The 13,624-nt window shown below is 61.9% G+C and carries 13 protein-coding genes; all 13 read left to right on the forward strand.

The features are described from left to right. Positions 1–524 precede the first annotated feature (524 nt). The 13 genes from ACT6Q8_RS15220 to ACT6Q8_RS15280 all read left to right on the forward strand — a co-directional run bounded on the left by ACT6Q8_RS15220 (position 525) and on the right by ACT6Q8_RS15280 (position 13,624). Entirely contained in the window at positions 525–893 is a 369-nt protein-coding gene (locus tag ACT6Q8_RS15220) for an NADH-quinone oxidoreductase subunit A (RefSeq protein ID WP_054170184.1), read from the forward strand. 29 nt (positions 894–922) lie between these two features. Next, positions 923–1,492, forward strand: coding sequence for a NuoB/complex I 20 kDa subunit family protein (locus tag ACT6Q8_RS15225; RefSeq protein WP_054170175.1), 570 nt, complete (start codon positions 923–925; stop codon positions 1,490–1,492). 29 nt (positions 1,493–1,521) lie between these two features. Continuing rightward, entirely contained in the window at positions 1,522–2,166 is a 645-nt protein-coding gene (locus ACT6Q8_RS15230; protein WP_054170174.1) for an NADH-quinone oxidoreductase subunit C, read from the forward strand. A gap of 99 nt (positions 2,167–2,265) precedes the next feature. After that, complete coding sequence (locus ACT6Q8_RS15235) at positions 2,266–3,420, forward strand: NADH-quinone oxidoreductase subunit D (RefSeq protein ID WP_054170183.1); 1,155 nt, start codon at positions 2,266–2,268, stop codon at positions 3,418–3,420. Beyond that, positions 3,417–4,061: an NADH-quinone oxidoreductase subunit NuoE gene (gene nuoE / locus ACT6Q8_RS15240; protein ID WP_444733450.1), complete on the forward strand. Its 645-nt coding sequence runs from the start codon at positions 3,417–3,419 to the stop codon at positions 4,059–4,061. Before ACT6Q8_RS15235 ends, nuoE begins: the two co-directional genes overlap by 4 nt. 14 nt (positions 4,062–4,075) lie before the next feature. Then, the gene (gene nuoF, locus ACT6Q8_RS15245) at positions 4,076–5,374 is read left to right on the forward strand and encodes an NADH-quinone oxidoreductase subunit NuoF (RefSeq protein ID WP_444739397.1); all 1,299 of its coding nucleotides are present in this window, start codon (positions 4,076–4,078) and stop codon (positions 5,372–5,374) included. A 21-nt stretch (positions 5,375–5,395) separates the two neighbouring features. Continuing rightward, on the forward strand, positions 5,396–7,462 hold the full coding sequence (nuoG, locus tag ACT6Q8_RS15250; protein ID WP_444735164.1) for an NADH-quinone oxidoreductase subunit NuoG: 2,067 nt from the start codon (positions 5,396–5,398) through the stop codon (positions 7,460–7,462). 6 nt (positions 7,463–7,468) lie between these two features. Then, positions 7,469–8,476, forward strand: coding sequence for an NADH-quinone oxidoreductase subunit NuoH (gene nuoH / locus ACT6Q8_RS15255; RefSeq protein WP_444735165.1), 1,008 nt, complete (start codon positions 7,469–7,471; stop codon positions 8,474–8,476). An 87-nt stretch (positions 8,477–8,563) separates the two neighbouring features. Next, on the forward strand, positions 8,564–9,052 hold the full coding sequence (gene nuoI / locus ACT6Q8_RS15260; RefSeq protein WP_054170170.1) for an NADH-quinone oxidoreductase subunit NuoI: 489 nt from the start codon (positions 8,564–8,566) through the stop codon (positions 9,050–9,052). 99 nt (positions 9,053–9,151) lie between these two features. Continuing rightward, positions 9,152–9,769, forward strand: a complete 618-nt coding sequence (locus ACT6Q8_RS15265) for an NADH-quinone oxidoreductase subunit J (protein WP_054170169.1) — start codon at positions 9,152–9,154, stop codon at positions 9,767–9,769. Between the two features lie 2 nt (positions 9,770–9,771). Continuing rightward, entirely contained in the window at positions 9,772–10,089 is a 318-nt protein-coding gene (nuoK, locus tag ACT6Q8_RS15270; RefSeq protein WP_054170168.1) for an NADH-quinone oxidoreductase subunit NuoK, read from the forward strand. 10 nt (positions 10,090–10,099) lie between these two features. Beyond that, positions 10,100–12,037 carry an NADH-quinone oxidoreductase subunit L gene (gene nuoL, locus ACT6Q8_RS15275; protein WP_444735166.1) on the forward strand — a complete coding sequence of 646 codons (1,938 nt, stop codon included), beginning with the start codon at positions 10,100–10,102 and terminating at the stop codon, positions 12,035–12,037. Positions 12,038–12,055: 18 nt separating this feature from the next. Next, entirely contained in the window at positions 12,056–13,624 is a 1,569-nt protein-coding gene (locus tag ACT6Q8_RS15280; RefSeq protein WP_444735167.1) for an NADH-quinone oxidoreductase subunit M, read from the forward strand.

Consider the following 13,624-nt stretch of genomic DNA (forward strand, 5'->3'; position numbering starts at 1 on the left):
GGGTGTAGCTCAGTTGGTTAGAGCGCCGGCCTGTCACGCCGGAGGCCGCGGGTTCAAGTCCCGTCACTCGCGCCACCTTTCTTCAAAATACGACAAAAGCAACCAAGTGTGCTTTAGTGTGTTTTGAAAAATCCCATAAGCGAGATAGATTTTAAAATCAGCGTTCCCCACACGGGAATATGCTGAATTTTTGCATTTCCGAATGGTTCGCTTGCGCCATGCAATTGGCGCCATTGAGTAATCCCTGCAACGCAACGCTGGTTTGCCGCGACGCACCAATCGGCGGAAGTGTGAGCATTTCCGCCCAGTTGCGAACGTTTCTCAGCCCCGAAAATGGCGTAATTCGCTTTCCTTCCGGCGTGGACGGGGCCTATATTCCCGTGGGCTCCGGGTTCCCCGGTGGCCTTCCTGGTCCATGAACCGCCCGCGGTTGCGACGCAAATTATCCTCGGCCCGAGCCTGTCGGCCCGACGGATATCTGTGGCGCAGCGTCGGGCTGAACCGGTGTGACGATGTCCGATCCGATGTCCAACCCGCTGCTGGTGCAGTATCTGCCGATCCTGGTCTTCCTGGCCATTGCCACCATTGTGGCCGGCGCGATGATCGCGGCCTCCCTGGTGGTGGGCAAGCAGAAGCCCGACGCCGAGAAGCTGTCCGCCTATGAGTGCGGCTTTGAGGCGTTCGAGGATGCGCGCAGCAAGTTCGACGTCCGCTTCTATCTGGTCTCGATCCTGTTCATCATTTTCGACCTGGAAGTGGCCTTCCTGTTCCCGTGGGCGGTATCCCTGGGTGATATCGGCATGTTCGGTTTCTGGTCGATGATGGTGTTCCTGGGCATCCTGACCATCGGCTTCATCTATGAATGGAAGAAGGGCGCGCTGGAGTGGGAGTGATCCCATCCGGCCAGCCTGGGAGCGATATGATGAGCAGCAGTAACCTCGTCACCACCAATCAAATTGTCGGGAACACCAGCACCCTGCCGCCCGGTGCGGCGCAGGAGGCGTACCTGAACGCGGTCACCACCGAACTGAACGACAAGGGCTTCCTGGTCGCCAAGTATGATGACCTGCTGAACTGGGCCCGCACCGGTTCGCTGTGGCCCATGACCTTCGGTCTGGCCTGCTGTGCCGTGGAAATGATCCACGCCTATATGGCGCGCTATGACCTTGACCGGTTCGGCGTCATTCCGCGCCCCAGCCCGCGTCAGTCTGACGTGATGATCGTGGCCGGCACGCTCTGCAACAAGATGGCTCCGGCGCTCCGCAAGGTTTACGACCAGATGGCCGAACCGCGCTGGGTGATCTCGATGGGCAGCTGCGCCAATGGCGGCGGCTACTATCATTATTCCTACTCGGTGGTGCGCGGTTGCGACCGCATCGTGCCCGTCGACATCTATGTGCCCGGTTGCCCGCCCACGGCGGAGGCGCTGGTTTACGGCATTCTGCAATTGCAGAAGAAGATCAAGGGCGGTAACCGCCTGATCCGCGCCTGACCCTGGTTTTTGGACGAGGACGCTTAAGCATGAGCGACGAGGCCCTCAAGGAACTCGGTGATTATATCGGCAACGCCCTGGGCGCTGCTGTCGTGAAGACCGAGATCGCCCATGGCGAGCTGGCCGTGACCCTGACGCGCGCGGCGCTGTTTAAGGGCATCCAGTTCCTGCGCGACGATTCGACCACCCATTGCGAGTTGCTGGCCGACATTGCCGGTGTGGACTATCCCGACCGCGCGGAGCGGTTCGAGGTTGTCTATAACCTGCTGTCGGTAAAGCATAACCACCGCATCCGCGTGAAGGTGGCGACGGACGAGGACACGCCCGTGGCCTCCATCGTGTCGCTGTACCCCGTGGCTGGCTGGTTCGAGCGTGAAGCCTGGGACCTCTACGGCATCTTCTTCGCCGATAACCCGGACCTGCGCCGCATCCTCACCGACTATGGGTTTGAGGGGCATCCGCTCCGTAAGGACTTCCCGCTGACCGGCTTTGTCGAGCTTCGCTACGACGCCGAACAGCGCCGCGTGGTCTATGAGCCGGTGAAGCTCACTCAGGATTTCCGCAGCTTCGATTTCCTGTCGCCCTGGGAAGGGATGACGGATGTGCAGTTGCCGGGCGATGAGAAGGCCGTTATCCCGCTGGCGGCACGTCCCGCCATCGCGGACAAGCGTTAAGGGGGCCAGGAGATGGCAACGACCAACGTCGCGACCGAAACCGGGCTGTCCCTGTCGGCACCCGCCACCCAGGGCGAAGTGCAGATCAAGCCCTTGACCATGAATTTCGGTCCCCAGCATCCGGCCGCCCATGGCGTGCTGCGTCTGGTGATGGAAATGGATGGCGAGGTGGTGGAGCGTGCCGATCCGCATATCGGCCTGCTGCATCGTGGCACCGAAAAGCTGATCGAATACAAGACCTATACCCAGGCTACGCCGTATTTCGACCGGCTGGACTATGTGTCCCCGATGTCGATGGAGCACACCTGGGTGCTGGCCGTGGAAAAGTTGCTGGGCATCACCCCGCCCAAGCGTGGTCAGTATATCCGTGTGCTGTTCGCAGAGATCACCCGTATCCTGAACCACCTGCTGAACCTCACCACCTTCGCGCTGGACGTCGGCGCCATCACGCCGGCCCTCTGGGGCTTCGAGGAGCGTGAGAAGCTGATGGAGTTCTATGAGCGGGTGTCGGGTGCGCGCCTGCATGCCAATTATTTCCGTCCCGGCGGCGTGAACCTGGACCTGCCGGCTGGGCTGGCCGACGATATCGGCGCCTATTTCGACACGTTCCCCAAGTTCATGGCCGACCTGGAAGGGCTGCTGTCCGAGAACCGGGTGTTCAAGCAGCGCACTGTGGATATCGGTGTGGTGTCGGCGGCGGATGCGTTGGCCTGGGGCTTCACCGGCCCGATGCTGCGCGGCTCCAACGTCGCCTGGGATCTGCGCAAGGCGCAGCCCTATGACAGCTATGAAGAGTTCGACTTCGACGTGCCGGTGGGCCTGACGGGCGATTGCTACGCCCGCTATCTGGTCCGCATGGAGGAGATGAAGCAGTCGATGCACATCATCCGCCAGGCGCTGGACAAGCTGTCCAAGACGCCGGGTCCGGTGAAGCTGAATGACCGCAAGGTCACGCCGCCGAGCCGTGGCGAGATGAAGCGCTCGATGGAAGCGCTGATCCACCATTTCAAGCTGTACACCGAAGGCTATCACGTGCCGGCCGGCGACACCTACACGGCGACCGAGTCGCCCAAGGGTGAACTGGGCGTCTATCTGGTGGCCGACGGGACGAACCGCCCGTACCGCTGCAAGATCCGCCCGACGGGTTTCTCGCATCTGCAGGCGATGGATTTCATGTCCAAGGGCCACATGCTCGCCGACGCCGTGGCGATCATCGGCTCCATGGACATCGTGTTCGGAGAGATTGATCGATGAGTGCCGCCCATTCCCATGGCCCCGCGGTGGCGGAGCCGACCAGCTTCGAATTCACCGCAGAGAATATCGAGCTGGCCAAGCGCATCATCGCCAAGTACCCCGAAGGCCGACAACAAAGTGCGGTGATGCCGCTGCTCGACCTGGCCCAGCGCCAGTGCGGCGGCTGGTTGCCCAAGGTCGCCATCGATTATGTGGCTCACTATCTCGACATGGCGCCGATCCGGGCGCTGGAGGTGGCGAGCTTCTATACGATGTACAATCTGAAGCCCGTGGGTAAGCATTTCGTCCAGGTCTGCACCACCACGCCCTGCTGGCTGCGCGGGTCGGATGAGGTGCTGCATGCCTGCGAGAAGAAGCTGGGCATCAAGGCGGGACAGACGACGCCGGACGGCCAGTTCACGGTGATCGAGGTCGAATGCCTCGGCGCCTGTGTGAACGCGCCCATGATGCAGATCGGCGACGATTTCTATGAGGATCTGACGGCGGAAACGACCGAGAAGATCCTGGACGCCCTGGCGCGTGGCGAGAAGCCGGCGACGGGCCCGCAGAATGGCCGTATCCGGGCTTGTGCCTCGGGCGGGCCGACGACGCTGATCGAATCGGCCATCAAGGCGGGCGTGAAGCCCGCCGGTCAGGCGTAAGGGGAGGGTGAACCATGCTTCGCGATGAAGACCGCATCTTCACCAACCTCTACGGCTTCGAAAGCCCGTTCCTGGACGGGGCCAAGGCCCGTGGCGACTGGTCCGGCACCAAGGAGATCCTGGATCTCGGCCGTGACAAGATCATTGATCTGGTGAAGGAATCGGGCCTGCGCGGCCGTGGCGGCGCTGGCTTCTCCACGGGCATGAAGTGGTCCTTCATGCCCAAGACCAGCAATGGCCCTGTCTATCTGGTGGTCAATGCCGACGAGGGCGAGCCCGGTACCTGTAAGGACCGGGAGATCATGCGCCACGATCCGCACAAGCTGATCGAAGGCTGCCTGATCGCCGGTTTCGCCATCGGCGCCACCGCCACCTACATCTATATCCGTGGCGAGTTCTATTACGAGGCCGCCAACGTTCAGCGCGCCATCGACGAGGCCTATGCCTCGGGCCTGATTGGCAAGAACGCCTGCGGTTCCGGTTACGATCACGACGTCTATCTGCACCTGGGCGCTGGCGCCTATATCTGCGGTGAAGAGACGGCGCTGATCGAAAGCCTGGAAGGCAAGAAGGGCCAGCCCCGTAACAAGCCCCCGTTCCCCGCCATGGCCGGCCTCTACAGCCGCCCGACGACGGTGAACAATGTCGAATCCATCGCGGTGGTGCCGACCATTCTGCGGCGCGGTCCCTCCTGGTTCGCCAATCTGGGCCGACCGAAGAACAGCGGCACCAAGCTGTTCTGCGTGTCGGGCCATGTGAACCAGCCGGCGACCGTCGAAGAAGAGATGGGCATCCCGCTGAAGGAACTGATCGAGAAGCATTGCGGCGGTGTGCGTGGCGGCTGGGATAACCTGCTGGCCATCATCCCCGGCGGCTCCTCCGTTCCGCTGCTGCCCAAGGAAATCTGCGACACCGTCCTGATGGATTTCGACAGCCTGCGCGACGTTCGTTCGGGCCTGGGCACCGCTGCCGTCATCGTCATGGACAAGTCCACCGATATCGTGAAGGCCATTGCGCGGCTGTCAAAGTTCTACATGCATGAGAGCTGCGGCCAGTGCACGCCCTGCCGTGAGGGCACGGGCTGGATGTGGCGCGTGATGGAACGTCTGGTGAAGGGTCAGGCCCATGTCGAAGAGATCGACATGCTGCTGGACGTCACCAAGCAGGTCGAAGGTCACACCATCTGCGCCCTGGGTGACGCGGCGGCGTGGCCGATCCAGGGTCTGATGCGCCATTTCCGCCCGGAAGTGGAGCGCCGCATCCTGGAATACCGCACGCGCGCCGATCGCGGCGCCCGCGTGGCGGCCGAGTAATCGGGGTCTTACGAGGATATCATGCCCAAACTGACCATTGACGGCGTCGAGATCGAAGTCGCCCCCGGTACCTCGGTGCTTCAGGCCTGCGAACAGCTCGGCATCGAAGTGCCGCGCTTCTGCTATCATGAGCGCCTGTCCGTGCCGGCCAATTGCCGCATGTGCCTGGTGGAAGTGGAACGCATGCCCAAGCCGGCCGCATCCTGCGCGCTGCCGGTGGGTGAGGGGATGGTGGTGAAGACCAACACCCCCAACGTCCACAAGGCCCGCAAGGGCGTGATGGAATTCCTGCTGATCAACCATCCGCTGGACTGCCCCATCTGCGACCAGGGCGGCGAATGCGATCTGCAGGACCAGGCCGTGTCCTACGGCTATGATCGCAGCCGCTTTGAAGAGAATAAGCGCACCGTCAGCGACAAGTATATGGGTCCGCTGATCAAGACCTTCATGACCCGCTGCATCCAGTGCACCCGCTGCATCCGCTTTGTGGATGAAATCGCGGGCGTGCCGGCCCTGGGTGGTCTGGCCCGTGGGGAGCATCTGGAAATTACGCCGGCGCTTGAGGCCGGTGTGAATTCCGAAATGTCGGGCAATCTGGTCGATGTCTGCCCCGTGGGCGCCTTGACCTCCAAGCCCTACTCGTTCAATGCCCGTCCCTGGGAACTGCGCAAGACGGAAAGCATCGACGTCATGGACGCGGTGGGTTCCAACATCCGCATCGACGCAAGAGGCGGTGAGGTTCTGCGCGTTCTGCCGCGCCTGAACGAGGATGTGAACGAGGAATGGATCAGCGACAAGACGCGCTATGCCATTGATGGCTTGAAGCGTCAGCGTCTGGACCGCCCCTATGTGCGTGGTGCCGATGGCAAGCTCAAGCCCGCCACCTGGGCCGAAGCGTTTGCCGCCATCAAGGCTAAGGTTGCCGGTGTCGATGGTTCCAAGATCGCCGGTGTGGCCGGCGATCTGGTTGATGTCGAAAGCACGTTGGCGCTCAAGGACCTGCTTAATGCGCTGGGTTCACAGAACCTGGATTGCCGTCAGGACGGGGCCAGCTTCGATGCCAGCAACCGCGCCGGTTACATCTTCAATAGCGGCATTGCCGGGATTGAGAATGCCGATGTCGTTCTGCTGATTGGCACCAACCCGCGCTGGGAAGCGCCGCTGGTGAATTCCCGTATCCGCAAGACCTATTTGACCGGCAAGCTGAAGAAGGTTGCCGTCGTCGGCCAGAATATCGACCTGACCTACCCGACGGAGTGGCTGGGCAATGCCGGTTCGGTCCTGACCGATCTGGCCAATGGCACGCACGCCTTTGCCGAAACCCTGCGCAATGCCAAGAACCCGCTGATCATTCTGGGCGCCGGCGCCCTGCGTCGTGGCGATGGCCCGGCGGTGCAGGCGGCGGCGCGGAAGCTGGCGGAAACGGTCGGCGCCGTGCGCGAAGACTGGAACGGTTTCAACGTCCTGCATCTGGCCGCTGGTCGCGTTGGCGCGCTGGATGCCGGCTTCCTGCCAGGTCCCGGCGGTCGTGACCTGGGTGGTATCCTGTCGGGTGCGCAGAAGGGCGAGATCGAGGTCGTGTACCTGCTGGGTGCCGACGAGATCGAGGCTGACCGTTTCGGCAAGGCCTTCGTGATCTATCAGGGTCACCATGGCGACCGGGGCGCCCACCGCGCCGACGTGATCCTGCCGGGTGCCGCCTATACCGAGAAGAACGCCACCTACGTCAACACCGAAGGCCGCGTGCAGCAGGCCCGTCTGGCCGCCTTCCCCCTGGGTGAGGCGCGTGAAGACTGGAAGATCCTGCGCGCCCTGTCGGCCGAACTGGGTCAGACCCTGCCCTATGACACGCTGGCGCAGCTGCGTCAGCGCATGGTGGCGCTGAACCCGGTGTTCGGCGTGCTGGACCGTCTGGTGCCGTCCGCCTGGGGCCCGTTTGGGACCGAGGGTGCGGTGGCCGATGCGCACTTCACCTCGCCGGTGGAGAATTTCTACATGACCGACCCGATCAGCCGTGCGTCACAGACCATGGCCGATTGTACGGAAGCCTTTCTGAAGCCGGCCCTGGCGGCCGCCGCGGCGGAGTAAGTGACGATGTGGGAATTGTGGGCTGAACTGCCGCTGATCGTCCGTATCGTCGCGGGCATCGTCACCATTGTGGTGCCGCTGCTGATCGGCATGGCGATGCTGACCTATTTTGAACGCAAGGTGATGGCCGCGATGCAGCTGCGCCAGGGCCCGAATGTTGTCGGTCCCTTCGGTCTTTTGCAGCCGTTTGCCGATGGTCTGAAGCTGCTGGCCAAGGAAACCGTCATCCCGACGGGTGCCAATGCCGGTGTCTTCGTGGCCGCCCCGATGCTGACCTTCCTCCTGGCCCTGGTGGCCTGGGCGGTGATCCCGTTCGGTGAGGGGCTGGTTCTGGCCGACATCAATGTCGGTGTCCTGTACCTGTTCGCGATCTCTTCGCTGGGCGTGTACGGCATCATAATGGCCGGCTGGGCTTCCAACTCCAAATACGCCTTCCTGGGCGGTTTGCGCGCGGCGGCGCAGATGGTGTCGTATGAGGTCTCCATCGGCCTCGTCATCATTACCGTCCTGCTCTGCGTCGGTTCGCTGAACCTGTCGAAGATTGTGGAAGCGCAGAAGACCATCTGGTTCTTCATCCCGCTGTTCCCGATGTTCATCATCTTCTTCATCTCGGCCCTGGCCGAGACGAACCGCGCCCCGTTCGACTTGCCCGAAGGTGAGTCGGAGCTGTCGGGCGGCTTCAACGTCGAATATTCGTCGATGACCTTCGCCCTGTTCTTCCTGGGCGAATACATCAACATGATCCTGATGAGCGGCATGACGGTGGTGCTGTTCCTGGGGGGCTGGCTGCCGCCCCTGGACATCGCACCTCTGAACTGGATTCCGGGTCCGCTCTGGTTCATCGCCAAGATCTGCTTCGTGCTGTTCTGCTTCATCTGGGTCCGCGCGACGCTGCCGCGTTACCGCTATGACCAACTGATGCGTCTGGGGTGGAAGGTGTTCCTGCCATTCTCCCTGATCTGGGTGGTGCTGACGTCCGGCGTGCTGGTCTATTTCGACCTGCTGCCGAAATGATTTCGTGAGGGGGAGGGGGCTTTTCAACCCCCTGCCGGTGATGCTTGTGGGCGGGCCGTCTGGCCGGTCCGAATATGGAGGTGAAACATGGCCTTGCTCGACCGTACGGCGCGCGGCCTGTTCTTGTGGGAACTCGTGAAGGGCATGGCGCTGACTTTCAGCTACATGTTCAAGCCCCGTGTGACCCTGAACTATCCGTATGAGCGTGGCCCCACGAGCCCGCGCTTCCGGGGTGAGCATGCGCTGCGCCGCTATCCCAATGGGGAAGAGCGCTGCATCGCCTGCAAGCTGTGCGAGGCCATCTGCCCGGCGCTCGCCATCACCATCGAGGCCGAACCGCGTGAGGATGGCAGCCGCCGTACCACGCGCTACGACATCGACATGACGAAGTGCATCTATTGCGGCCTGTGCCAGGAGGCCTGCCCGGTCGATGCCATCGTCGAGGGGCCGAACCTGGAATTCGCGACGGAAACGCGCGAGGAGCTGTACTACAACAAGGACAAGCTGCTCGCGAATGGTGACCGTTGGGAAGCGCAGATCGCGGCTAACCTCGCCGCTGACGCGCCCTACCGTTGATTTCATCGATGGCCGGGTCCCCGGCCATCCACATTCCTTCGCCCGGAGTATCCTCCGTGACCCAGTACCCGATGACCACAGCGCCGGAGGCGGCGTAACATGACCCTGACCGCAATCGCATTCTATGCGTTCGCCATCATCCTGCTGGCGTCTGCCGTGCGGGTGATCACGGCCAAGAACCCGGTACACTCGGTTCTGTTCCTGATCCTCGCCTTCTTTAACGCGGCCGGCCTGTTCGTCCTGATCGGCGCTGAATTCGTGGCCATGATCCTGGTCATCGTCTATGTCGGCGCGGTGGCGGTGCTGTTCTTGTTCGTGGTGATGATGCTCGACATCAATTTCCAGGAACTGCGGCAAGGCTTCATGCGCTACATGCCGGTGGGGCTGGTTGTCGGCGCCATCCTGGCGGTGGAACTGGTCTTCCTGGCGGCAACGCAGCTGGCTGGCGGCCCGGTGGGCGGTCAGGCCAACAATGCGCCGATCCCGCCGGTCGATCAGGTGACCAACACCGAAGCCATCGGCCACATCCTCTATACCGACTATGTGTATGCCTTCCAGGTCTCGGGCCTGATCCTGCTGGTCGCCATGATCGGCGCCATCGTGCTGACCCTGCGGTCGCGCCCCGGTGTCCGTCGCCAGCAGATCGGCCAGCAGCTTGATCGCAAGCGCGCCGAGGTGGTGCAGGTACGCAAGGTCCCGACGCGGGGGGGCGTCTGATCATGGAATTCGGCTCTATCGGCCTGGCGCATTACCTGACGCTGTCGGCCATCCTCTTCACCATCGGCGTGTTCGGGATTTTCCTGAACCGGAAGAACGTCATCGTGATCCTGATGTCGGTCGAGATGATCCTTCTCGCCGTCAACATCAATCTGGTGTCCTTCTCCGTCTATCTGAACGACCTGGTGGGCCAGATCTTCACCATGTTCATCCTGACGGTGGCCGCCGCAGAGGCCGCCATCGGTCTGGCGATCCTGGTGGTCTATTTCCGTAACCGCGGGACCATCGCGGTTGAAGACATCAACATGATGAAGGGTTGAGGCGGGCATCATGGAAATCGCTGCCATCTTCCTGCCCCTGTTGGGCGCCTTCATCGCCGGGTTCTTCGGGCGCCTCATCGGCGACCGGGGGGCCCAGATCGTCACCTGCGCCGGTGTTCTGACCGCTGCCGTCCTGTCCGTGATCCTGTTCACGAAGGTCGGTTTCGGCGGGCCGGAGGCCGCGCGCACCATCGAGTTATTCACCTGGATCGACAGCGGCACCTTCGAGGTGTCCTGGTCGCTGCGCATCGACACGCTGACCGCTGTGATGCTTGTCGTCGTGAACGGCGTGTCGTCCATGGTGCATGTCTATTCAGTCGGCTACATGAGCCATGACCCGCATCGGGCGCGCTTCATGGCCTACCTGTCGCTGTTCACTTTCATGATGCTCATGCTGGTGACTGCCGATAATCTGCTGCAGATGTTCTTCGGCTGGGAAGGCGTGGGCGTTGCCTCCTACCTGCTGATCAATTTCTGGTACGAGAAGAAGAGCGCCAATGACGCCTCCATGAAGGCGTTCCTGGTGAACCGCGTCGGTGACTTCGGCTTCGCGCTGGGCATCATGGCGATCTACATCATCTTCGGCACTGTCGAATTTGACGGCATCTTCGCCCAGGCCGCTTCCAAGGCCGATGCGACCTTCCACTTCCTCAGCTGGGAAGTGCATGCGCTGACCTGCGCCTGCCTGCTGCTGTTCATCGGCGCCATGGGCAAGTCGGCGCAGCTGGGCCTGCACACTTGGTTGCCGGACGCCATGGAAGGCCCGACCCCGGTGTCGGCGCTGATCCATGCGGCCACCATGGTGACCGCCGGCGTCTTCATGCTGGCCCGGATGAGCCCGGTGTTCGAATATGCGCCCGCAGCGCTGGAGGTTGTCACCTATCTGGGTGCCGCCACCGCCTTCGTGGCCGCGACCATCGGCCTGACCCAGTTCGACATCAAGCGCGTCATCGCCTATTCGACGATGAGCCAGCTTGGCTACATGTTCTTCGCCATCGGTGTCGGTGCCTATCCGGCCGCCATTTTCCACCTGATGACGCACGCCTTCTTCAAGGCCCTGCTGTTCTTAGGCGCCGGTTCGGTCATCCACGCCATGTCGGATGAACAGGACATGCGCAACATGGGCGGGATCTGGAAGCTGATCCCCGGCACCTACACGATGATGTGGATCGGTAATCTGGCGCTGGCCGGTATCCCGTTCTTCGCGGGCTTCTATTCCAAGGACATGATCCTGGAAGTGGCCTATGCCAAGCACAGCGCCGCCGGTTCCTTCGCCTTCTGGATGGGCATCGCCGCCGCCTTCATGACGGCCTTCTATTCGTGGCGCCTGCTGATCATGACTTTCCATGGTAAGCCGCGCGCGTCGGAAAAGGTGATGGCCCATGTGCATGAAAGCCCGGCTGTCATGCTGGTGCCGCTGATCGTCCTGTCGATCGGTGCGCTGTTCGCCGGCTTTGTTGCCTATCCCTGGTTCGTCGGTCATGACATGGCCGAATTCTGGTCGGGCAGCATCGTGATGCTGGCCGGTGAGCATGGGACCATCATCGAGGCCGCGCACCATGTGCCGGGTTGGGTGCCTTATGCCCCGCTGGCCGCTGGCGTCTCCGGCATCGTGCTGGCCTATGTGTTCTATATGTTCAGCCCCGGCCTGCCCGGCGCCTTCGTCAACACCTTCAAGGCTGTCCATGCCTTCGTGTTCCGTAAGTACATGTTCGATGAACTGTATGACGCGCTGTTCGTGCGTCCGGCCATGAAGCTGGGCTTCGGCCTGTGGAAGGGTGTCGATATCGGCGTCATCGACGGGCTGGGTCCCGACGGGGCCGCCGCTGTCACCCGCCGCCTGTCGCTGGCCTCCAGCCGGGTTCAGTCGGGTTACGTGTACCATTATGCATTCGTTATGGTGATCGGCGTGGTCGCGTTGGCCGGCTGGTTCCTCCTGGCGCGTTGAGGTAGGGAGTCTTTCGAAATGGCCGATGTGCCGATCCTTTCGCTGACGACGTTCCTGCCCCTCGTCGGTGCCCTGTTCATCCTGCTCATCCGTGGTGAGCAGGAGGCAGTGGCCCGTAACGCCAAGAGCGTGGCGCTGTGGACGTCCGTCATCACCTTTATCGTTTCGCTGTTCATCCTGACCGGCTTCGATCCCTCCAACCCCGGCTTCCAGTTGGTGGAGGAGGTGGCCTGGCTGCCGACCTTCAACATCGCCTATATCAAGGGCGTTGACGGCATCTCCATCTGGTTCGTGCTGGCCTCCACCCTACTGACTCCGATCTGCGTCCTGGCCTCCTGGGATGCGGTGGAAAAGCGCGTGAAGGAATTCATGATCGCGCTGCTGGTGCTGGAAACCATGCTGATCGGCATGTTTACGGCGCTGGACTTCGTGCTGTTCTACCTCTTCTTCGAAGGGGTACTGCTGCCGATGTTCCTGCTGATTGGCGTCTGGGGCGGTCCCAACCGCGTCTATGCGGCCTATAAGTTCTTCATCTACACCTTCATCGGTTCGGTGCTGATGCTGCTGGCTATCCTGGCCATGTATCTGACGGCCGGGACCATGGATATGCGGGTGATGGTGGACTATCCGTTCCCGTCCAATATGCAGATCTGGCTGTGGCTGGCCTTCTTCATCGCCTTTGCCGTGAAGACGCCGATCTGGCCGGCCCATACTTGGTTGCCCTTTGCCCACGTGGAAGCGCCGACGGCAGGTTCCGTGATGCTGGCTGGCGTGATGCTGAAGATGGGTGGTTACGGTCTTATCCGCGCGAATGTGCAGATGCTGCCTGAAGCCAGCTTCTTCTTCCAGGACGTGGTCTTCTTCATGTCCATCGCCGCCATCATCTACACCTCACTGGTGGCACTGGCGCAGTCTGACATGAAGAAGATGATCGCCTACAGCTCCGTGGCCCATATGGGTTACGTGTCCATGGGCATCTTCGCCATGAACCAGCAGGGTTTGGATGGCGCCATGTTCCAGATGCTGAGCCATACGTTCGTGTCGGCGGCTCTCTTCCTGTGCATCGGCGTTGCCTATAACCGCCTGCATACCCGCGAAATGGCCGCTTATGGCGGCATGGCCAAGAACATGCCGCGTTATGCGGTGGTGTTCGCCATCTTCATGTTCGCCTCGGTCGGTCTGCCCGGCACGTCGGGCTTCGTGGGTGAATTCCTGACCATGCTGGGCGTGTTCCAGGTCAGCACTTGGTACGGCATGCTGTCGGCCACGGGGCTGGTTCTGGGTGCCGCCTATATGCTGTTGCTGTTCCGCAAGCTGTTCTTCGGGAAGCTGGAAAAGCCGGAAGTGAAGGCCATGTCGGACCTGTCCGCGCGTGAGGTGGCGTTCTTCGCGCCCTTGGTGGCCATCGTCATCATCATGGGCGTCTATCCGGCCAGCTTCCAGAATGTCTACAACCCGACGGTCGAGAAAATCCTGGCCGACCATCAGGCGTCGCTGAAGGCGGCGGGCCTGATCGAGGCCGGGGCTCCTGAGACGGCGGAACTGCGTACCGAAACCCCGGCGACCCAACCGGCGAGCGAGAACTGA

It is taken from the genome of Niveispirillum sp. (assembly GCF_052437035.1).
In the GTDB taxonomy this organism is placed as follows: domain Bacteria; phylum Pseudomonadota; class Alphaproteobacteria; order Azospirillales; family Azospirillaceae; genus Niveispirillum.

What these genes read in the sequence shown, in the direction of transcription:
- nuoH (WP_444735165.1), top strand. Translation starts at nt 7,469, where the DNA reads ATGTGGGAATTGTGGGCTGAACTGCCGCTGATCGTCCGTATCGTCGCG.
- ACT6Q8_RS15230 (WP_054170174.1), top strand. Translation starts at nt 1,522, where the DNA reads ATGAGCGACGAGGCCCTCAAGGAACTCGGTGATTATATCGGCAACGCC.
- nuoG (WP_444735164.1), top strand. Translation starts at nt 5,396, where the DNA reads ATGCCCAAACTGACCATTGACGGCGTCGAGATCGAAGTCGCCCCCGGT.
- nuoE (WP_444733450.1), top strand. Translation starts at nt 3,417, where the DNA reads ATGAGTGCCGCCCATTCCCATGGCCCCGCGGTGGCGGAGCCGACCAGC.
- ACT6Q8_RS15235 (WP_054170183.1), top strand. Translation starts at nt 2,266, where the DNA reads ATGAATTTCGGTCCCCAGCATCCGGCCGCCCATGGCGTGCTGCGTCTG.
- nuoI (WP_054170170.1), top strand. Translation starts at nt 8,564, where the DNA reads ATGGCCTTGCTCGACCGTACGGCGCGCGGCCTGTTCTTGTGGGAACTC.
- ACT6Q8_RS15225 (WP_054170175.1), top strand. Translation starts at nt 923, where the DNA reads ATGAGCAGCAGTAACCTCGTCACCACCAATCAAATTGTCGGGAACACC.
- nuoF (WP_444739397.1), top strand. Translation starts at nt 4,076, where the DNA reads ATGCTTCGCGATGAAGACCGCATCTTCACCAACCTCTACGGCTTCGAA.
- ACT6Q8_RS15220 (WP_054170184.1), top strand. Translation starts at nt 525, where the DNA reads ATGTCCAACCCGCTGCTGGTGCAGTATCTGCCGATCCTGGTCTTCCTG.
- nuoK (WP_054170168.1), top strand. Translation starts at nt 9,772, where the DNA reads ATGGAATTCGGCTCTATCGGCCTGGCGCATTACCTGACGCTGTCGGCC.
- ACT6Q8_RS15265 (WP_054170169.1), top strand. Translation starts at nt 9,152, where the DNA reads ATGACCCTGACCGCAATCGCATTCTATGCGTTCGCCATCATCCTGCTG.
- ACT6Q8_RS15280 (WP_444735167.1), top strand. Translation starts at nt 12,056, where the DNA reads ATGGCCGATGTGCCGATCCTTTCGCTGACGACGTTCCTGCCCCTCGTC.
- nuoL (WP_444735166.1), top strand. Translation starts at nt 10,100, where the DNA reads ATGGAAATCGCTGCCATCTTCCTGCCCCTGTTGGGCGCCTTCATCGCC.